The following is a 19,326-nucleotide window of genomic DNA, read 5'->3' on the forward strand; positions in this document are numbered from 1 at the left end:
CACGACCCACCGACCGCGGCACGTCACTGCCGGTGCTGGCCGGCGTCGACGACGTCCCCGACCAGCTCCTCGAGCACGTCCTCGAGCGCGGCCACGCCCAGGAGCCGGTCGTCGTGGGGGTCGACGACCCGGGCCAGGTGCGCCCCCCGGGCCTGCATGGTCGCCAGCGCGTCGCGCAGCGACTGGTCGACCCCGACGGTGACGAGCGGCCGCACCCACTTGCGGTGCACCGGCTCGTCCCGCCGGGCCGCGGGCGTGCCGAGCACGTCCTTGAGGTGCACGTAGCCGGACAGGTCGCCGCGGTCGTCGACCACCGGGAAGCGGGAGAAGCCGGTGCGGGCGCACACCGCCTCCAGGTCGGCGACGCTGACGTCCTGCGGGACCGTGACGAGGTCGTCGACGGCCAGGACGACGGCGCGCACGGTCGCGTCGGTGAACTCCAGGGCACCGGTGAGCAGGTCGTGCTCGTCGTCGTCCAGAAGGCCCTCCCGCCGGGACTGGGCGATGAAGCCGGCGACCTCGTCGGCGGTGAACGTCGAGGTCACCTCGTCCTGCGGCTGGACCCGAATGACGCGCAGGACGACGTTCGCGAGCGCGTTGAGGGCGACGATGACCGGCTTGAGCACGGTGACGAACCCGTACAGCAACGGTCCGAGGGCGATCGCCGACCGCTCCGGACCGGCGATCGCGATGTTCTTCGGCACCATCTCGCCGAGCACCATGTGCAGGGTCACGACGATCGCCAGCGCGACGACGAGGGCGACCGGGTGCACGAGCCCCTCGGGCAGCCCGACCGCCTCGAACAGCGGCTCGAGCAGGTGGGCGACCGCGGGCTCGCCGACCGCGCCGAGACCGAGCGAGGCCATCGTGATCCCGAGCTGGGCGCCGGCCATCATCAGCGAGACGTTCTCCATCGCCCGCAGCGTGATCCGGGCGAACCGCGACCCGGCCTCGGCTCGAGGCTCGATCTGGGTGCGGCGGGCGGAGATCAGCGCGAACTCGGCGCCGACGAAGAAGGCGTTGGCGATGAGCAGCAGGACGGCGACGCCGAGGGCGGTGAGGTCACTCATCGTCACCCTCCGGCACCGGGTGCCGGGTGAACCGCAGCCGGTCGACCCGGCGGCCGTCGAGCCGGGTCACCTCCAGGGTGACCGGCACGGGGGCGGGCACGCCGTCGGCGTCCCGGTCCTCGACGTCGGCGGCCACGAGGTCGACCGAGTCGCCGACGGCGGGCATCCGGCCGAGGTGCTCGGTGACCAGGCCGCCGAGGGTGTCGGACTCCTCGGCGTCCGGCAGGCGCAGCCCGGTGAGGTCCTGCACCTCGTCGGGGCGCAGCAGGCCGGACAGCACCCACCCGCCGCCGGGCAGCTCGCGGACCCGGCCGACGGGTCGGTCCTGCTCGTCCTCGATCTCGCCGACGATCTCCTCGACGAGGTCCTCGAGGGTTACGATGCCGTCGGTGCCGCCGTACTCGTCGACGACGAGGGCCATCTGCGGGCCCGACCGGCGCAGCACGCCGAGAAGCGGGTCGAGCTCCATGCTCGCGGGCACCGCGGGCAGGTCGTGCACCACCTCGCGCACGGTGCGCGTCGCCCGCTCCTGCGGTGGGACGGCGACGGCGTGCTTGAAGTGGACCATCCCGATGACGTCGTCGACGCCGTCCTCGATGACCGGGAACCGGGCGTGGCCGGTGGCGGACACCAGCTCCAGGACGTCGGCGACCGCCTGGCCGGCCTCCACGAACCGGACCCTGGGCCGGGGGGTCATGACGTCGGCGGCGCGCCGGTCCCCGAACTCGATGGAGCGGGCGAGCAGCTCGGCGGTGCTCTCCTCCAGGGTTCCCCGCTCGGCCGAGCGCCTGGCCAGCGAGACGAGCTCGGCGCCGCTGCGGGCGGAGGCCAGCTCCTCGGCCGGCTCCATCCCCAGGGCCCGCACGATCCCGTTCGCCATCCCGTTGAGGACGACGAGCAGCGGCCCGGCGGCCCAGGTGAAGCCCCGCTGGAACCCGGCAACGGCCCGACCGACCCGCATCGGCTCGGCGATCGCCCAGTTCTTCGGGACCAGCTCGCCGAACACCATCTGGGTGGCGGTGACGACGACGAAGGCCACGGTGAACGCGGTCCCCGTGACCGCGGCGTCCGGCAGGCCGGTGAGACCCAGCGGCCCGCGCAGGAGCTCCCCGAGCGACGGCTCGGCGAGGTAGCCGACGACGAGCGAGGTGACGGTGATGCCGAGCTGGGCCCCGGACAGCTGGGTGGACAGCCGCCGCAGCGCGGCGAGCAGACCCCCCGCCCGGCGGTCCCCGGTCTCGGCGAGACGCTCCACCGAGGGGCGGTCGACGGTGACCAGGGAGAACTCGGCGGCGACGAACAGGGCGTTGGCGACGATGAGCAGAACCGCGAGACCCAGGAGCAGAAGCTCAGGCATCAGCAGGGCCCCGGATGTGAGGTCATGGTGGGACAGATTAGAGGAGACCCGCCCGGTTCACCTTCCGGCCGCCGCCGCGTGCCCCGTGGGTCAACGAATGACCCACGTGCGTTCACTCGGCGTTCACCCATGTCGCCGCGACGCGTCACCTCCGCTCCCTAGCGTCCACCCCGTCAGCAGAGGTCGCGGCACCCGTCGCGATCGCACGACGTGAGAGAGGCAGCTACGTGAAGCGCAGCATCACGGGTCGCGCGGCGTTCCTTCCGGCGGCCGTCATCCTGGCCCTCGGCCTGACCGCCTGCGGCGCCGCAAACGAACCAGAGACCGACCCTGCGGGGAACGGCGAGACCGATGGCGGCACCACGAGCAGCGAGGTCACCGACAGCGAGGTGACCGGCACCATCTCCGGCGCCGGATCGTCCGCGCAGGGTGCCGCGATGCAGGCCTGGATCGCCGGGTTCACCGAGGTGGCGCCCGAGGCCACCGTCAACTACGACCCCATCGGTTCCGGCGGCGGTCGAGAGCAGTTCACCTCCGGTGGTACCGACTTCGGCGGCTCTGACGCCTACCTCGACGAGGAGGAGATCGCGGCCGCCCAGGAGACCTGCGGGGGAGAGTTCATCGAGTTCCCCGCCTACATCAGCCCGATCGCGGTGGCCTACAACCTTCCGGGCGTCGACACGCTCAACCTGTCCGCCTCGCTGATCGCGCGCATCTTCGACGGCAAGATCACCAACTGGAACGACCCGGCGATCGCCGAGCTCAACCCGGACGCCGAGCTGCCCGACCTGGCGATCACCGCGGTGCACCGGTCCGACGAGTCCGGGACGACCGAGAACTTCGTCGACTACCTCGCGAAGGCCGCCCCGGAGGACTGGCCCTACGAGGTCAGCGGCGAGTGGCCGGCCCCGGGAGGCGAGGCCGCACCGCAGACGCAGGGTGTCGCCGCCGCGCTCAACGGTGGTGAGGGCACCATCGGCTACATCGACGCGTCGCAGGCCGGTGACCTCGGCGTCGCCGCCGTCCAGGTGGGCGAGAACTTCGTCGAGTACTCCCCCGAGGCAGCCGCCGCGGTGGTCGACGCAGCCGAGGTCGTCCCCGACCGCCCGCAGTACAGCTACGCGATCGACCTGCCGCGGGACACCACGGAAGAGGGCGTCTACCCCATCGTGCTGGTGTCCTACCAGCTGGCGTGCACGACGTACGAGGACGAGGAGACGGCCAACACCGTGAAGGCCTTCTTCGAGTACATCATCAGCGAGGAGGGCCAGCAGGCCTCTGCTGAGCCCTGATCCACCGACCGGGTTCGGCGGTGTGAGCGTGGCGTAGGGCGAGAATGCCCTCTTGAGCTGGGAGGATGTGGATTGCGACGTCTACGTCCAACCGCTCAAGAGGAGCACCTCGCAAGTGAAACCTTCTCACACGATCCGGCCGGTCTTCGATGACCCGAACCTGGTGTCGTCGGCGGGCCTGGTCCCTGCGTTGCGGCTGGCCGAGACCGCCGGCCTGTACGACCTCCTGGAGGAGGTGACGGTGCCTTCGCCGAACGCTGCGGTGAAGGCGGCGTGCGTGGTGGCCGGGATGCTGGCCGGCGCGGACTGCATCGATGACATGGACCTGCTGCGGCACGGCGGGATGACGAAGGTGTTCGGTGGGGTCCGCGCGCCCTCCACGCTGGGCACGTTCCTGCGGTCGTTCACCCACGGGCACGTCCAGCAGCTCGACAAGGTCAACGCCAGGCTGGTGGCGGGCCTGGCGGTGCGGGTCCCGGGCCTGCTGGCCGGCGCGGACACCGGCGGGATCGCCACGGTCGATGTCGATGACACCGTGCGGGAGGTCCACGGCTACGCCAAGCAGGGCGCCGCGTTCGGGTACACCAAGCAGCGTGGCCTGAACATCCAGCTCGCCACGGTCTCGACCCCGCTGGCCGCGCCGGTGATCGCCGGCGCGAGGCTCCGGTCGGGGAACACCGCCTCGGCCACGGGCGCGGGCCGGCTGCTGGCCCAGGGGATCACCACCGCCCGCGCCGCTGGCGTGAGGGGCCGGATCCTGGCCCGGGCGGACTCGGCCTACTACGGGGTGGGCGTTCGTCGGCACCGCGATCAGGCACCAGGCGTGGTTCTCGGTCACCGCCCGGATGACCAAGACCGTCACCGCAGCGATCGCCAGCATCCCCGCCGACGCGTGGCAGCCGATCGAGTACCCGGACGCGATCTACGACGAGGCCGAGCAGCGGTGGGTCTCCCACGCCGAGGTCGCCGAGATCCCGTTCACCGCGTTCACCTCCCGCCGCAGGGGCGAGCACGTCACCTGCCGGCTCATCGTCCGCCGCGTGAAACGCCTCCAGCCGTTCGCCTGCGATGGGACCGAGCAGGGCGAGCTGTTCGCCACCTACCGCCACCACGCCTTCATCACCAACAGCACGTTCTCGACCATCGAGGCCGACGAACGTCACCGCGACCACGCGATCGTCGAGCAGGTCATCGCCGAGCTCAAAGACAACGCCCTGGCCCACCTGCCCAGCGGACGATACGCGGCGAACGCCGCCTGGGTCGCCCTGGCAGTGATCGCGTTCAACCTGGCCCGCGCCACCGCCGTCGCAGCAGACATGGCCAAGGCCAGATGGGCCAGCCTGCGCACCAAGATCATCGCCGTCCCCGCCAGGATCGCCACCACCGCCCGCAGGCTCGACCTCCACCTGCCCCGCGACTGGCCCTGGGCACCCGGATGGGAGTCGCTGTGGACGGCCGCGACCGGCCCACCCACCCTGGCAACGACCTGACCATCCAGCCCCAGCAGGGCGCGACTCGAGGAACCCGACGTGGAAGAGCCGGCACAGGCCGGCGGACCAGCCACGCCCACGACACCGACCGACCTCATCAGGCCACCGAAACCACCCAAGCCGAATCAGCGCGGTGGATCAGGGCTGAGAACGCCGGTAGCGCCCCGATCTCCGACGAGCTGCGCTCCCGGGCGCAGGAGGCCATCGACACCATCTCCGCCGGAAGCTGAGTGGCCTCGGTCCTTCCTAACGCTAGAGTCGGCTCGGGCGGTCGCTCCTCGACCGCCCGAGCCGTCTCGCCCCAGCACAAGTCGAGCACCAGCCGCGAGGAGAGGCAGACGTGACGACACCCGCCACAGCACGCAGCGGGGCCCCCGCCGGCGAAGGCGGAGACGGTCTCCTCGTCACCCGCGCCAGCCGCCGTCCAGGGGATCGCATCTTCTCAGGCGCGGCGACGACCGCCGGCCTCGTCATCCTGGTGACGCTGGCCGGTGTCTTCGGCTTCCTGCTCTACGAGGGCTACCCGGCACTTGTCGCCGACGCCGAGGAGCTGCCTGGCGGGGAGGGCTTCCTGTCCTTCGTGGGCCCCCTGCTCTTCGGCACGGTGCTCGCTGCGGTCATCGCCCTGCTCATCGCCACACCGCTGTCCATCGGGATCGCCCTGTTCATCTCGCACTACGCGCCACGCCGGGTGGCCTCCACGCTCGGGTACATCGTCGACCTGCTCGCCGCGGTCCCCAGCGTGATCTACGGCCTGTGGGGCATCTTCTTCCTCGCACCCCAGCTCGTTCCGGTGTTCAGCTGGCTGGCGACGAACCTCGGGTTCATCCCGTTCTTCGCCGGACCTCCGTCCGCGACCGGGCGGACCATGCTGACCGCAGGCGTGGTGCTGGCGGTGATGATCCTGCCCATCATGACGGCGGTGAACCGCGAGGTCTTCCTCCAGACTCCCCGGCTGCTCGAGGAGGCGTCCTTGGCCCTCGGGGCGACCCGGTGGGAGATGATCCAGATGACGGTTCTCCCGTTCGGCCGGTCCGGCATGATCAGCGGCGCGATGCTCGGCCTGGGCCGAGCGCTCGGCGAGACCATGGCGATCGCCCTGGTGCTGTCGCCCTCCAACGTCGTGACGGTCAACCTCATCGGCTCCGTCAACACCTCGACCATCGCGGCGAACATCGCCCTGGACTTCCCCGAGTCCAGCGGACTGGCAGTCAACGCGCTCATCGCCTCAGGCCTCGTGCTGTTCGCGCTGACTTTCGCCGTCAACTTCCTCGCCCGGGCACTGATCGCCCGCCGGCAGGAGTTCTCTGGAGCCAACGCATGACGGTCAGCTCTGCCTCGCTCACGACGTCGACAGCGATGACACAGGCAACCCTCCCCCGGTGGGTGGTGCCCGGCCTCATCGGTGCCAGCGCCGCGGCCGGCTTCCTGCTGTGGCTGCTCGGCCTGTCCGCGGCCCTGGCCGCCGTGCTCGCGGTGCTCCTGCTGGGAGTCGCCGTGCCGCTGGCCTCTCGCGCCGTCGAGGGGCCTCGCCGGGCGACGGACCGGTTCCTGACCATCGTCGTCAGCGTCGCCTTCAGCCTTGCCATCCTGCCGCTGCTGTCGCTCATCATCACGGTCGTCCAGAACGGCATCGGCCGGTTCGACCTCCAGTTCTTCACGTGGGACATGCGAGGGGTCCTCGGCGAGGGTGGTGGCGCCTACCACGCGATCGTCGGGACGCTCCTCGTCACCGGTGCCGCCGCGGTGATATCGGTACCCGTCGGCGTGATGGCGGCGGTGTACCTCGTGGAGTACGGCCACGGCCGGCTGGCGCGAGGCCTCACCGTGCTCGTCGACGTCATGACCGGCATCCCGTCGATCGTCGCGGGCCTGTTCGCCTACGCCTTCTTCGCTCTGTTCTTCGGGCCCAGCATCCGGTTCGGCTTCGGCGGCGCAGTCGCCTTGTCGGTGCTGATGATCCCCATCGTCGTGCGGTCGGTCGAAGAGATGCTCAAGCTCGTACCGAACGAGCTCCGGGAGGCGGCCTACGCCCTCGGCGTGCCGAAGTGGCGCACGATCGTCAAGGTCGTGCTGCCCACTGCCGCGGCCGGCATCGCCACCGGCGTCACCATCGCCGTCGCCCGGGTCATCGGCGAGACGGCGCCACTGCTCATCATCGCCGGCAGCACCAACGGCGTGAACTGGGACCTGTTCGACGCCCGGATGTCGACACTCCCCGTGTACACGTACTACTCGTACACGATTCCCGGCATCCCGCCCGAGTTCGGGATCGAGCGGGCCTGGGCAGCCGCCCTGACCCTGTTCGTCATCGTGATGGGCCTGAACCTGATCGCTCGACTCATCTCCCGTGTCTTCGGCGTCCAGGCCCGCTGACAGCAGACGAAGGAAATCACCGTGGCAACCCGAATCGACGTCTCCGACCTGAACATCTACTACGGCGACTTCCTCGCTGTCGAGGGCGTCTCCATGACGATCGAGCCCAGCTCCGTGACCGCCCTCATCGGCCCGTCAGGATGCGGCAAGTCGACGTTCCTGCGCTCCCTCAACCGGATGCACGAGGTGATCCCGGGGGCCCGCGTCGAGGGCAAGGTCGTCATCGACGGGCAGGACCTCTACGGGCCCAACGTCGACCCGGTCAACGTGCGCCGGCAGATCGGGATGGTCTTCCAGCGGCCCAACCCGTTCCCGACGATGTCGATCTACGACAACGTCGCGGCAGGCATGCGTCTCAACGCCAAGCGGATGCCCAGGTCGGAGATGGACGACCTCGTGGAGCAGTCGCTGCGGGGCGCCAACCTGTGGAACGAGGTCAAGGACCGTCTCAACAGACCGGGCTCCAGCCTGTCCGGCGGGCAGCAGCAGCGGCTGTGCATCGCCCGGGCGATCGCCGTCAGGCCACGCGTGCTGCTGATGGACGAACCGGCTTCGGCGCTCGACCCGATCTCGACCCTGGCGATCGAGGACCTCATCGACGAGCTGAAGAAGGAGTACACGATCGTCATCGTCACCCACAACATGCAGCAGGCGGCCCGGATCAGCGACCGCACCGGCTTCTTCAACATCGCCGGGACCGGGATGCCGGGCAAGCTCATCGAGATGGACGACACCGCGACGATCTTCTCGAACCCGAAGGTCAAGGCGACCGAGGACTACATCTCCGGCCGCTTCGGCTGACAGCCGGCGTCAGCCGCGTTCGGCGTCCAGCTCGGCGAGCAGCCCCCGCACCAGCCGGTCGATCTCGTCCCGGATCGGGCGGACGTCCTCCACACCCTTGCCCGCCGGGTCCGGCAGGTCCCAGTCCAGGTACCGCTTGCCCGGGTAGAACGGGCACGCGTCCCCGCAGCCCATCGTGATGACGACGTCGGAGGCCTGAACCGCCTCGTCCTCCAGCTTCTTGGGCACCTCCTGGCGGATGTCGATGCCCACCTCCGCCATCGCCTCGACGACGGCCGGGTTCACCGTGTCCGCCGGCGCCGACCCCGCCGAGCGCACCCGGACCCGGTCACCGCCGTGGTGCTGGAGCAGTGCCGCGGCCATCTGGGAGCGGCCCGCGTTGTGGACGCAGACGAACAGCACCTCGGGTACGCGGTCCATCGGATCTCCTTGTCGCTCGTTCGTCTCGTTCATCTCGTTCGTCTGGTTCGTCTCGTTGGTCATGTCGCTGGTTCGTCCTGTCGCTCGTCGTCCGGGCCCGGACGACGTGGGCTGGCTCACTCGGTCAGCTCGGCCAGCAGGGCCCGCACCCGCCGGTCCAGCTCCTCGCGCAGCTCGCGGACGCCGTCCAGGGACAGACCGGCCGGGTCCGGCAGGTCCCACTCCAGGTACGTCGTCCCGGGCACGATCGGGCAGGCGTCGCCGCAGCCCATCGTCACCACGACGTCGGCGGCGCGGATGACCTCGTCGGTGATCGGCTTGGGGTAGGCGGTGCGCAGGTCGATGCCGACCTCGCCGAGCGCCTGGACGACCAGCGGGTTGAGCTCGCCCACCGGCTCGGAGCCGGCGGAGCGGACGTCCACCCTGCCGCCGGCGTGGTGCTCGAGCAGGGCGGCGGCCATCTGGGAGCGGCCGGCGTTGTGCACGCAGAGGAACACGACCTTGGGCACCGGGCGACCGGTCAGCCCACGCACCTGGGCCAGGTCGGCGATCCGGGTGGCGGCGAAGTGCCGTGCCAGCAGGGGCAGGTAGGCCCGCACCGCCGCCCCCCGGGCGAGCAGCTGGTAGGAGTCCTGGACGAGGTCGTCCACCTCCTGGCTCGTCATCACCCCGCGGTAGCGGGCGGCGAGGTCGTCCGCGACCCGGTGCAGGACCGCGCTGTGGTCCGTGCTGTCGCTGGAGCCGCGGCCAGAGGCCTGGGTGCTCACGTCGTCCTGCTTGCTCACGTCGTCCTGCTTGCTCACGTCGTCCTGGGTGCTCACGGCGTCTCATCTCCCAGTGCTGGTCCGGATGTCACGAGCGCGTCCTCGCCGGTCACCGGGTGCAGGACGGCGAGGGCCCCCAGGGCGAGGACCGTGCCGGCGAGCTGGGCCAGGACGAACGGGGGGACCGACGCGGGAGCGATCCCCGCGAACGTGTCCGTGATGCTCCGCCCGACGGTGACGGCGGGGTTCGCGAAGGACGTCGAGGACGTCCACCAGTAGGCGGCGCCGATGTAGGCGCCGACGAGGGGCGCGGCCAGGTGCTCGCGACGTCCGGCGACCAGGGCGCCGACGAGCGCCACGAGCCCGAAGGTGGCGACCACCTCACCCAGCAGCGTCCCGGCGCCGACCCGCTCGGTGCCGGAGACCTGGACGGGGGCCAGCTCGAACATCAGCGAGGCCAGGACCGAGCCGGCGAGCCCGCCGCCCACCTGTGCGCCGATGTACGGCAGGACCTCCGGCCCGCTCAGACCCGTACCCGGTCGGGGTCCACCAGGCCGGCCCCACCACCAGGAGGCCAGGCTGACCGCGGGGTTGAGGTGGGCGCCGGAGACGGGTCCCAGCCAGGCGATGAGGACGGCGAGCCCGAGGGCGGTGGCGACGGAGTTCTCCAGCAGCTGCAGGCCGACGTCCTGCGGGGAGAGCCGAGCGGCCATGATGCCGCTGCCGACGACGACCGCGACGAGCAGGCCCGTCCCCAGCGCCTCGGCCACCAGCCGTCGCGGCAGCGCCGGAGCCGACTCAGCAGGCACGGCGGGGGGGCTCCTCGGCCGCGGCGGAGGAGAGGCGTCCGACGAGGTCGGCCAACGCGTCCAGACCGTCCGGCGTCAGGCCGTAGTAGGTGTAGCGACCGTGCGGGTGCGCCTGCACCACCCCTGCCTCCCGGAGCACGCGCAGGTGGTGACTGACCAGGGTCTGCCCCGCCTGCAGGATCTCCTGGAGGTGGCAGGTGCACAGCTGCTCCTCGGTCAGCAGGTCGAGGATCCGCACCCTCATCGGGTCCGCCAGGGCCCGCGCGAGCCGACTCACATCAACGGCGGCTGATACCAGCACGTGCTGATTGAACCACACCCCGGCGGTACCGTCATCGCCATGGACGGCGCGCGCCTGGCCCGCAGGCTCACGACCACGGACGCCGTCGTCGTGGGTCTGGGCTCGATGCTCGGGGCCGGGGTGTTCACGGCGTTCGCCCCGGCGGCCGCCGCCGCCGGGTCGTGGCTGCTCGGCGGTATGGCCGTGGCCGCCGTGGTCGCGTACGCGAACGCCGTCTCCAGCGCCCGGCTGGCCGCCCGCTACCCGGAGTCGGGCGGCACCTACGTCTACGGCCGCGAGCGCCTCGGCCCCGGGTGGGGCGCCCTGGCCGGCTGGGCGTTCGTCGTCGGCAAGTCCGCGAGCGCCGCCGCGATGGCACTGACCATCGGCTCCTACGCGTGGCCCGACGCGCAGCGGGCGGTCGCCGTGGCGGCCGTGCTGCTGTCCGTGGCCCTGACCTACCGCGGGGTGCGCAAGGGGGCCCTGGCCACCCGCGTCCTGGTCGTGCTCGTGATCGCGGTGCTCGTGGTCGCGTCCGCGGCTGCCGTCCTCGGCCCCCGCCCGGACACCGGAGCCGGCGCCGCGCTGGAGCCGGTGGCACCCGGGGTGTCCGGCGTCCTGGCGGCGGCCGGCTTCCTCTTCTTCGCCTTCGCCGGCTACGCGCGGATCGCCACCCTCGGGGAGGAGGTCCGCGACCCGGAGCGCGCGATCCCCCGCGCCATCCTCATCGCCCTCGCCGTCGTCCTGGGTCTGTACGTGCTGGTCGCGGTCGCACTGCTGGTCGCGCTGGGCCCCGGTGGGATGGCGGCGTCACCGACGCCGCTGGCAGCAGCAGTGGCCGGTACCGCGTGGCTGGAGCCGGTGGTCCGGGTCGCCGCGGTGGCGGCCGCAGGAGGGTCGCTGCTCGGCCTGCTGCTGGGGGTGTCCCGGACGACGCTGGCGATGGCGCGGGACCGGCGGCTGCCCCACGCGCTGGCCGCTGTGCACCCGCGCTACGGCGTCCCGCACCGCGCCGACGTCGCCGTCGGCGTGGTGGTGACCCTCCTCGTCCTGGTCAGCGACCTGCGCGGGGCCATCGCGGTCTCCTCGGTGGCCGTGCTCATCTACTACGCCGTCGCCAACGCGGCCGCGCTCACCCTCGACCGGTCGGCCGGCTCACGCGTCGTCCCGGTGATCGGGCTGGTCGGCTGCCTCACCGTGGCCCTGTCGCTCGTCGTCCGCTGACCGGTCGGCGGAGCGCGACGGCGGGTCGGCCGAGCCCGACGGCGGCTGGGTCAGGCCGAGGGCGGCGTCGATCTGCTGCACGGTCAGCCGGCACGGGGACTCGGTGGCGGCCAGGACGAGGTCGCTGTAGATCTCGATCTCCTCCGCGAGCGCCTCGTCGGCCAGCCGCGGGGTGCCCCCAGCGTCCACAGCACTCCCCTTTCCCTCAGGCGTCGTCCCCGTCGGGAAGCCCCGTCCCTCACCGGCCCACGCTAGCCGGGGACGTCGGCGCCGTCACGGGTTCGGCGGCATCGGCCGCTGGTGGGTCCACGACCGTGCGCTCCACGGTCACCGACGTCAGGCCGAGCCCGCCGACGGTCACCTCGTCGAAGGCCAGCAGCTCACCGGCCCGTTCGCCCTCGGCGGCGAAGTGCAGCAGGGTCGCGGTCAGCGGCAGCGGCTCGCCGTCCTCGAGCCGGCGCAGCCCGGCGGCGGACAGCCCCGCCCCGCCGGTGGACCCCTGGACCATCACCTGGGTCCCGGTGTCGTCCCGGCGCACGACCCGGTAGTGGTAGTGCCCGGCCAGCACGAGCGGCACCCGGCCCAGGACGGCGTCCAGGTTGCTCGGGTCGTGCACGAGGGCGACGTCGACGCGGTCGTCGGTGCGCCGCTCGTAGCCCTCGATCACCTCGGCGAGCCGCTCCACCGACCGTCCGACGACCTCCCGGCGCTCCTGGCCGCCGGCGCCTTGCCCCTCCTCGGGGGTGAACTGAGGGTCGCCGATCCCGGCGAACGTCAGCCCCGCCACCTTGGCGACGTCCCCGTCGAGAACCACGGCATTGGGATGCTCGGCGACCGCGGCCTGGGTCACCCGGGAGTCGTGGTTGCCGCGGACGAAGACGTACGGGACGTCGATGTCGCCGATCCCGTCGAGGAACGTGGACTCCACCGGGGTGCCCCACGTCGTGATGTCCCCGGTGTCGACGACGGCGGCCGCCCCGAACTGGTCGACGAGCCGCTGGGTGACGTCGAGACCGAGCGGGTTGAGGTGGATGTCCGAGACGTGCAGCACGGTGGTGACACCGTCGGCGGCGGGCAGGATCGGGACCCGGTCGGCGGTCGTGTACAGCGTGCTGACCGCGGAGACGAAGTCGGCCAGGCCGCTGCGGTAGGACTCCAGGCGGTCCAGCGCCCCGGTCGTGGCCCCGGCCAGGTACGGGGCGCGTGAGAGCAGGCCGGTGAACCGTGGCTGCTGCAGGGCGGCCGGGTCGGCGGTGAGAGCCGTGATCCCGCCCAGGGCCAGCACCGCGACGAGCCCGCCGGAGCCGGCGCGCAGCACGGTCCGCGGCCGGCGGTAGACGAGCGCGGTGACGACGAGGACGCCGAGCAGGGCGCTGGCGGCCGCGCTGAGCGCAGCCCTGGTGACGACGTCCCGCAGCACCTGCGGTGCGGCGACCTGGAGGGCCAGCAGCCCCTGCGGGGAGTCGACGAGGGCCTCGGCGCTGTCCAGGTCCACCGAGGTCACCGAGGCGTTGACCGCCACAGGTGCCTGGTGGGTGGCGAACTGGACCTCCCCCACCGGCGGCAGCTGCACGGCCGCGCCCGGGTGCAGGCTCGGCACGACCTCGACCTCGAGCTCCAGCGGGCCGAGGTACGTCGACGCCGGAGGTGCCAGGGCCCAGCCGGTGGCCCCGCCCGCGACGAGGACGGCGGCCAGCGCCAGGGAGCGCAGGCCGCGACGTACACGAGTCGGCAGGGTCATCGTGGTGCGATTCTGCCCCGGGAGGACCCCGGTGCCCGACCAGGACGCCGCGACGCGGGGACTGGGCCCGTCTCGCGTCCGGCCCGTCTCGCGTCCGGCCCGTCTCGCGTCCGGCCCGTCTCGCACCAGCGCGCGGCTGGGGCAGCATGACCGGCGTGCATCCCGTCGACGCCGTGCGCCGCGTGGCCTTCCTGCTCGAGCGCTCCTCGGCGCCGTCGTTCCGGGTCAAGGCGTTCCGGACCGCGGCGGCCGCCCTCGCCCGGCTCGACGACGACGAGCTGGCCCGCCGGGCCCGCGGCGGGAGCCTGACGGACCTGCCCGGGGTAGGCGCGACGACCGCCCGGATCGCGACCGAGGCCCTCGCCGGGCAGGTCCCGGCGTACCTGCAGCGCCTGGAGGACGAGGCGGCTGTGCTGGCCGAGGGCGGGCAGGAGCTGCGCGCCGCGCTACGCGGTGACCTGCACGTGCACTCCGACTGGTCCGACGGCGGCAGCCCGGTCGAGGAGATGGCGCTCACCGCCGTCGAGCTCGGGCACGACTACATCGCCCTGACCGACCACTCCCCGCGGCTGACCGTGGCCCACGGCCTGTCGCCGGAGCGGCTCGCCGAGCAGCTGGACGTCGTCGACCGGCTCAACGAGCGCCTTGCGCCGTTCCGGATCCTCAGCGGGATCGAGGTCGACATCACCGAGGACGGTGGCCTGGACCAGACCGAGGAGCTGCTGGGCCGGCTCGACGTCGTCGTCGCGTCGGTGCACTCCCGGCTGCGCGCGGACGCCGCGGAGATGACCCGGCGGATGCTCGGCGCGGTGGCGAACCCGCACACCGACGTCCTCGGGCACTGCACCGGCCGGCTGGTGGCCGGTCCCCGCTCCCCCCGCCCGGAGTCGCAGTTCGACGCCGACGCGGTGTTCGCGGCCTGCGCCGCCCGCGGCGTCGCCGTCGAGATCAACTCCCGGCCGGAACGGCTCGACCCGCCGATGCGGCTGCTGCGCCGTGCGCTCGACGCCGGCTGCCTGTTCGCCGTGGACACCGACGCGCACGCCCCGGGCCAGCTGGACTGGCAGCAGATCGGCGCCGCCCGGGCGCAGGAGGCCGGGGTGCCGACCGACCGGGTGGTCAACACCTGGGACGCCGAGCGGCTGCTGGCCTGGACCGGACGGCATGCCCAGTCCGGCCAGGTTCAGCCCGGCCATGCTCGACCCGGCCAGGGTCAGTCGGGCGGGTAGCCCTGCGGGTTGGCGGCCTGCCAGGCCCAGGCGTCCTGGACCATCTCCTCGATCCCGAGCTTCGCCGTCCAGCCGAGGTCGGCCTCCGCCTGGAGCGGGTCCGCGTAGCAGACCGCGACGTCCCCGGGGCGGCGGTCGACGACGTCGTGGGGCACTACCCGCCGGGCGGCCCGCTCAAAGGCGGCGACCACCTCCAGCACGCTGTACCCGCGGCCGGTGCCGAGGTTCCAGACGTGGCAGCCGGTGCGGTGGCCGAGAGCGTGCAGCGCGGCGAGGTGACCGGCGGCGAGGTCGACGACGTGGATGTAGTCGCGTACCCCGGTCCCGTCCGGGGTGGGGTAGTCGTCGCCGAAGACGTGCAGCCGGTCGCGTCGGCCGACCGCCACCTGGCAGACGTACGGCAGCAGGTTGCTGGGGACGCCGAGCGGGTCCTCGCCGATGCGGCCCGAGGGGTGGGCGCCGACCGGGTTGAAGTACCGCAGCAGCGCGACGCGCCAGGTGGGGTCGGCCGCGGCGACGTCGCGGAGCACCTGCTCGACCATGAGCTTCGAGCGGCCGTAGGGGTTCGTCGGCTGCAGGGGGAAGTCCTCGCGCACCGGCACCGCGGCGGGGTCGCCGTACACCGTCGCGCTGGAGCTGAACACGAGCACCCGGCAGCCGGTGCGCTGCATCGCGCGGACCAGGTTGAGCGTCCCGGCCACGTTGGTGCGGTAGTACCGCTCCGGGTCGCCGACGGACTCACCGACCGCCTTGAGCCCGGCGAAGTGGACGACGGCGTCCGGCCGGACGTCGTCCAGGACGGCCTGTACCTGGGCCTCGTCGCGCACGTCGACCTGGCGCAGCGGGACCGGGGCGCCGACGAGGCCGGCGACCCGGTCCAGGGCCGCGCGGCGTGAGGTGCACAGGTTGTCCAGGACGACGACCTCGTGGCCGGACTCGACGAGCTGGACGACCGTGTGGCTGCCGATGTACCCGGCACCGCCCGTCACCAGCGTCCTCATACCGCGACGGTAGGAACGCATTGCGCTGCGCCGAGGTGCGAACGCCGGAACCGGGAGCCGGAAACAGCACAGTGTGACCGGCCCGCTGCGGGGCGCTGCCGGATGGTCGCCGGACCGGCGCCGTGCCAGGGTGACCCGGTGACGGACACCGTGCTGCTCGACGTCGACGGGACACTGGTCGACTCCACCTACCACCACGTCGTCGCCTGGCGGGCGGCGTTCGCCGGCGTCGGCGTCGACGTCCCGGCGGCCCGCATCCACCGGGCCGTCGGGATGGGCGGTGACCGGCTGCCGGCGGCGGTCGCCGGGGACGACGTCGAACGCGACCACGGCGACGCCCTACGGCAGGCGTGGGAGGCCCGGTACGACGACCTCGTCGACCAGGTCCGCCCGCTGCCCGGTGCCAGCGACCTCGTCCGGGCGTGCGCGGCCGCCGGGCTGCGGGTCGTGCTCGCCTCCTCGGGCAAGGCCAAGCACCTGGACGCCGCCCGGCGGCTGCTGGCCGTCGACGAGCACCTGGCCGGCGTCACGACGTCCGAGGACGTGGACACCTCCAAGCCGGCCGGGGACGTCTTCGCCGCCGCGCTGGCGGCCGCCGGCGGGTCGAGCGGCGTCGTCGTCGGCGACACCCCGTGGGACGCCCGGGCCGCGGCGGCAGTCGGGATGCGGTGCGTGCTGCTGCGCAGCGGCGGGTTCTGCGACACCGACCTGCGGGCGGCGAACCCGCTCGAGCTCCTCGACACGCCCGCCGACCTCGTGCCCCGGGTCGAGGAGCTGCTGCGGTAGACCTGAGCGCGTGGCCGCCCCCGCCGAGGTCGCCGCGATGCTCCGAGCCGTCCGGCTCGCCGCCCGCGGCCGGACGACGACGCTGCCGAACCCGGTGGTGGGCTGCGTGCTGCTGTCCCCGGAGGGGTTCACCGTCGGCGAGGGCTGGCACGAGCAGGCCGGCGGCCCGCACGCCGAGGTGGTGGCGCTGCGGGCGGCCGGCGCGGCGGCCCGCGGCGCGACCGCGGTCGTCACCCTCGAGCCGTGCGACCACACCGGGCGCACCGGGCCGTGCACCCGGGCGCTCGTCGAGGCCGGCGTCACCCGCGTCGTCATCGGCACCCCGGACCCCTCGCCGGCCGCCGGTGGCGGCGCCGCCACCCTGCGAGCCGCCGGGCTCAGCGTCGAGGTCGGCGTCGAGGCCGACGCCTGCGAACGGGTCAACGAGCCCTGGCTGACCGCCGTCCGGCGGGGCCGGCCGTTCGTCACGTGGAAGGTCGCGGCCTCCCTCGACGGCCGGGTCGCCGCGGCCGACGGCACGAGCCGGTGGATCACCTCGGCGCAGGCCCGGGCGGACGTGCACCGGCTGCGGGCCGAGGTCGACACGGTGCTCGCCGGCGTCGGCACGGTGCTCGCCGACGACCCGGCGCTGACCGTCCGGGACGCCGACGGGGTCCCCGCGGCGCGCCAGCCGCTGCGCGTCGTCGCGGACACCCACGGGCGGACCCCGGCTGCGGCCCGCGTCCGGGACGACACGGCGCCGACCTGGGTGGCGACCGCGGCCGACGTCGGCACCGGCCCCGACGGCCACCTCGACCTCGAGGCGCTGCTGCGCGAGCTGTTCGCGCGGGAGCGGCGGCACGTGCTGCTCGAGGGCGGCCCGCACCTCGCCGGGGCGTTCTGGCGGGCCGGACTCGTCGACCGGGTGGTCGCCTACGTCGCGCCGGCCCTGCTCGGCGCCGGGCCCGCGGCGCTCGAGGACGCCGGGATCGGCACGATCGCGGACGCCGTCCGGCTGACCCTCGAGGACGTCGTCCGGGTCGGCCCCGACCTGCGCCTCACCCTCCGCCCCCTCGCCCCGCCACCCCCACCCCCCTCGTGATCATGCAATCCCGCCACCCTCCCGCGACCCGCCACCCCCTCCCCCCCTCGTAGTAATGGCGTTCTGGGAGGGGGTTCGCATAGAACGTCCTCCTGTGTACACGTCTCGGGCTTGGTGTCCCAACGCGATGAACAGGAGGACGTCCATGGGTAATGGTACGGGTTTGACTCGGGGTGATCGGCGGCGTAACGAGCGGCGGGCCCGGCTGCGTGCGGCGGTGCCGGCGTCGGCTGCGGTGGTGGGGGTTGATCTGGGGGAGGACACCCAGATGGTGGTGGTCACTGACCGGGACTGCCGGGTACTGGCCCGGCGGGTGTTCAAGGGCAAGGCGTGGGAGCTGGGGCCGGTCCTGGACTGGGCGGTGGAGCAGGCTGCGCGGGCCGGGTTCACGGCGGTGACGTTGGCGTGTGAGCCGACCGGGTCACGGTGGATGGCGGTGCAGGACGCCGCCTTCGAGCGGGACCTGCTGGTGGTGTGTGTGCAGCCGCTGGCCGCGGCCCGGGCCCGGGAGGAGGAGGACTACACCCGGGACAAGTCCGACTACAAGGATGCGGTGCTGATCGCCCGGTTGGCCGGTGAGCTGCGCTGCTACGTCCCCGAACGTGTGGAGGAGCAGTGGGCGGTGCTGCGGCACCTCGGTCGCCGTCGTGGTGAGCTGATCACCCGGTCGACCCGGGCGGTGCTGCAGCTGCGTGACCTGCTCGCGGTGGGCTGGCCCACGGTCCTGACGGCGGCGAGCAAGCCGTTCGAGTCGATGACCTGGCAGGCGTCGGTGGCGGTGGTGCTGGACCGCTGCAACGGTGACCCGGCCCGGCTGCGGCGGATGGGCCTGGCCCGGTTCACCGACGCGGTGCGCCGTGAGCTGCCTCGCTGGGGTGGGCGCAAGATCCGCCGCCGGATCGTCGAGGGCGTGTTCGCCGCCCTCAACGACACCACCGGCGCGGTGGCCCGCCAACGCGCCGGGGCGCTCAAACGCGCCGCCTGGGCGGTGGATGACCTGCGCGCCGCCCGCGCCCAGCAGCAGACCGTCGAGCAGGAGATGCTCACCGCCGTGGACGCCCTGGGCCTGAGCGACCCGCTGGCCTCGATCCCCGGGCTGTCCCTGCCGGCTGCCGCGCAGATCCTCGCCGAGGCCGGTGACCCGACCCGCTTCGACAGCGCACGGTCCCTGGTCAAGCACGCCGGGCTGAACCCGGTGGAGAACACCTCGGCCACCTTCCGCGGCCGCACCCGCACCTCCAAACGCGGCCGCCCCGGGCTGCGGCTGGCCGCCTGGCGTGCCACCTGGACGGTGATCCGGCACAACCCGGTCCTGGCCGCCCGCCACGCCCACCTGACCAGCCGCCAGCACAACCGGCTCACCCGCGCACAGGCCCACGTGGCCTGCGCCACGACCCTGCTGCGCTGGATCTACGCCGTCACCACCACCGGGCAGCGCTGGGACCCCCGGATCGCCGCCGGCCCCACCACCGAGGCCCCCATGGCCGCCTGACCAGCACACCCGCCGACCCCGGCGGGGCGAGCTCGCACCTTCGTAGAGGGGAAACCCTTCCACCTCGATGATCACCATGAGCAGCCCCGCCAGGCCGCCAGGGAACCTCACAA

18 protein-coding genes and 1 pseudogene are annotated in these 19,326 nt (G+C 73.0%); 10 read left to right on the plus strand and 9 right to left on the minus strand.

Features of this window, described 5'->3' with window-relative positions:
* Window positions 1–23: 23 nt before the first annotated feature.
* Both HJG43_13005 and HJG43_13010 read right to left on the minus strand, forming a co-directional pair.
* Complete coding sequence (locus HJG43_13005) at window positions 24–1,070, minus strand: HlyC/CorC family transporter (GenBank protein ID UER55307.1); 1,047 nt, start codon at window positions 1,068–1,070, stop codon at window positions 24–26.
* Window positions 1,063–2,427 (minus strand): HlyC/CorC family transporter, encoded by a 1,365-nt coding sequence (locus HJG43_13010; protein ID UER55308.1) that lies wholly within the window; start codon window positions 2,425–2,427, stop codon window positions 1,063–1,065. The genes HJG43_13005 and HJG43_13010 overlap by 8 nt, the downstream gene beginning before the upstream one ends.
* A gap of 227 nt (window positions 2,428–2,654) precedes the next feature.
* On the opposite strand from HJG43_13010, the gene pstS reads away from it, so the two are divergent.
* The 5 genes and pseudogenes from pstS (at window position 2,655) to HJG43_13035 (ending at window position 8,386) form a co-directional block, all read left to right on the plus strand.
* Window positions 2,655–3,719: a phosphate ABC transporter substrate-binding protein PstS gene (pstS, locus tag HJG43_13015; GenBank protein UER55309.1), complete on the plus strand. Its 1,065-nt coding sequence runs from the start codon at window positions 2,655–2,657 to the stop codon at window positions 3,717–3,719.
* Between the two features lie 115 nt (window positions 3,720–3,834).
* A pseudogene (locus HJG43_13020) lies at window positions 3,835–5,209 on the plus strand (IS1380 family transposase).
* Between the two features lie 340 nt (window positions 5,210–5,549).
* Window positions 5,550–6,533 (plus strand): phosphate ABC transporter permease subunit PstC, encoded by a 984-nt coding sequence (pstC, locus tag HJG43_13025; protein ID UER55310.1) that lies wholly within the window; start codon window positions 5,550–5,552, stop codon window positions 6,531–6,533.
* Entirely contained in the window at window positions 6,530–7,585 is a 1,056-nt protein-coding gene (gene pstA / locus HJG43_13030) for a phosphate ABC transporter permease PstA (GenBank protein ID UER55311.1), read from the plus strand. The genes pstC and pstA overlap by 4 nt, the downstream gene beginning before the upstream one ends.
* A gap of 21 nt (window positions 7,586–7,606) precedes the next feature.
* Window positions 7,607–8,386: a phosphate ABC transporter ATP-binding protein gene (locus HJG43_13035; protein ID UER55312.1), complete on the plus strand. Its 780-nt coding sequence runs from the start codon at window positions 7,607–7,609 to the stop codon at window positions 8,384–8,386.
* 9 nt (window positions 8,387–8,395) lie between these two features.
* Here HJG43_13035 and HJG43_13040 read toward each other — a convergent pair whose 3' ends face one another.
* From HJG43_13040 to HJG43_13055, 4 genes are all read right to left on the minus strand, one after another.
* Entirely contained in the window at window positions 8,396–8,806 is a 411-nt protein-coding gene (locus tag HJG43_13040) for an arsenate reductase ArsC (protein UER55313.1), read from the minus strand.
* 116 nt (window positions 8,807–8,922) lie between these two features.
* A complete protein-coding gene (locus HJG43_13045; GenBank protein ID UER55966.1) occupies window positions 8,923–9,471 on the minus strand; it encodes an arsenate reductase ArsC in 549 nt (182 codons plus the stop codon).
* 152 nt (window positions 9,472–9,623) lie between these two features.
* Window positions 9,624–10,379, minus strand: coding sequence for an aquaporin family protein (locus HJG43_13050; protein UER55314.1), 756 nt, complete (start codon window positions 10,377–10,379; stop codon window positions 9,624–9,626).
* On the minus strand, window positions 10,369–10,680 hold the full coding sequence (locus HJG43_13055) for a winged helix-turn-helix transcriptional regulator (protein ID UER55315.1): 312 nt from the start codon (window positions 10,678–10,680) through the stop codon (window positions 10,369–10,371). Before HJG43_13055 ends, HJG43_13050 begins: the two co-directional genes overlap by 11 nt.
* Window positions 10,681–10,719: 39 nt before the next feature.
* Between HJG43_13055 and HJG43_13060 the strand changes: the two genes are divergently transcribed.
* A complete protein-coding gene (locus HJG43_13060) occupies window positions 10,720–11,883 on the plus strand; it encodes an APC family permease (protein ID UER55316.1) in 1,164 nt (387 codons plus the stop codon).
* On the opposite strand, the gene HJG43_13065 is transcribed toward HJG43_13060, so the two are convergent.
* Together HJG43_13065 and HJG43_13070 are read right to left on the minus strand one after the other, a co-directional pair.
* Window positions 11,815–12,072, minus strand: a complete 258-nt coding sequence (locus tag HJG43_13065; protein UER53205.1) for a hypothetical protein — start codon at window positions 12,070–12,072, stop codon at window positions 11,815–11,817. The genes HJG43_13060 and HJG43_13065 overlap by 69 nt on opposite strands.
* 49 nt (window positions 12,073–12,121) lie before the next feature.
* A complete protein-coding gene (locus HJG43_13070; protein UER55317.1) occupies window positions 12,122–13,624 on the minus strand; it encodes a metallophosphoesterase in 1,503 nt (500 codons plus the stop codon).
* Between the two features lie 155 nt (window positions 13,625–13,779).
* Here HJG43_13070 and HJG43_13075 point away from each other — a divergent pair, with 155 nt between their 5' ends.
* Complete coding sequence (locus tag HJG43_13075; GenBank protein ID UER55318.1) at window positions 13,780–14,853, plus strand: PHP domain-containing protein; 1,074 nt, start codon at window positions 13,780–13,782, stop codon at window positions 14,851–14,853.
* On the opposite strand, the gene galE is transcribed toward HJG43_13075, so the two are convergent.
* Entirely contained in the window at window positions 14,838–15,854 is a 1,017-nt protein-coding gene (gene galE, locus HJG43_13080; GenBank protein ID UER55319.1) for a UDP-glucose 4-epimerase GalE, read from the minus strand. The two genes, HJG43_13075 and galE, sit on opposite strands and share 16 nt — an antisense overlap.
* Window positions 15,855–15,956: 102 nt before the next feature.
* On the opposite strand from galE, the gene HJG43_13085 reads away from it, so the two are divergent.
* The 3 genes from HJG43_13085 to HJG43_13095 all read left to right on the plus strand — a co-directional run bounded on the left by HJG43_13085 (window position 15,957) and on the right by HJG43_13095 (window position 19,213).
* Window positions 15,957–16,640 carry an HAD family hydrolase gene (locus tag HJG43_13085; protein UER55320.1) on the plus strand — a complete coding sequence of 228 codons (684 nt, stop codon included), beginning with the start codon at window positions 15,957–15,959 and terminating at the stop codon, window positions 16,638–16,640.
* Between the two features lie 10 nt (window positions 16,641–16,650).
* Window positions 16,651–17,721 carry a bifunctional diaminohydroxyphosphoribosylaminopyrimidine deaminase/5-amino-6-(5-phosphoribosylamino)uracil reductase RibD gene (gene ribD, locus HJG43_13090; GenBank protein UER55321.1) on the plus strand — a complete coding sequence of 357 codons (1,071 nt, stop codon included), beginning with the start codon at window positions 16,651–16,653 and terminating at the stop codon, window positions 17,719–17,721.
* A gap of 145 nt (window positions 17,722–17,866) precedes the next feature.
* Entirely contained in the window at window positions 17,867–19,213 is a 1,347-nt protein-coding gene (locus HJG43_13095) for an IS110 family transposase (protein UER55322.1), read from the plus strand.
* Window positions 19,214–19,326: the final 113 nt, after the last annotated feature.

Source organism: Kineosporiaceae bacterium SCSIO 59966, from assembly GCA_020881835.1.
GTDB lineage: Bacteria > Actinomycetota > Actinomycetes > Actinomycetales > SCSIO-59966 > SCSIO-59966.

Bases quoted from the DNA above. Each gene is read 5' to 3' on its own strand.
- HJG43_13005 (UER55307.1), bottom strand. From the start codon at position 1,070: ATGAGTGACCTCACCGCCCTCGGCGTCGCCGTCCTGCTGCTCATCGCC.
- HJG43_13010 (UER55308.1), bottom strand. From the start codon at position 2,427: ATGCCTGAGCTTCTGCTCCTGGGTCTCGCGGTTCTGCTCATCGTCGCC.
- pstA (UER55311.1), top strand. From the start codon at position 6,530: ATGACGGTCAGCTCTGCCTCGCTCACGACGTCGACAGCGATGACACAG.
- HJG43_13040 (UER55313.1), bottom strand. From the start codon at position 8,806: ATGGACCGCGTACCCGAGGTGCTGTTCGTCTGCGTCCACAACGCGGGC.
- HJG43_13045 (UER55966.1), bottom strand. From the start codon at position 9,471: ATGACGAGCCAGGAGGTGGACGACCTCGTCCAGGACTCCTACCAGCTG.
- HJG43_13060 (UER55316.1), top strand. From the start codon at position 10,720: ATGGACGGCGCGCGCCTGGCCCGCAGGCTCACGACCACGGACGCCGTC.
- HJG43_13070 (UER55317.1), bottom strand. From the start codon at position 13,624: ATGACCCTGCCGACTCGTGTACGTCGCGGCCTGCGCTCCCTGGCGCTG.
- galE (UER55319.1), bottom strand. From the start codon at position 15,854: ATGAGGACGCTGGTGACGGGCGGTGCCGGGTACATCGGCAGCCACACG.
- HJG43_13085 (UER55320.1), top strand. From the start codon at position 15,957: ATGGTCGCCGGACCGGCGCCGTGCCAGGGTGACCCGGTGACGGACACC.
- HJG43_13095 (UER55322.1), top strand. From the start codon at position 17,867: ATGGGTAATGGTACGGGTTTGACTCGGGGTGATCGGCGGCGTAACGAG.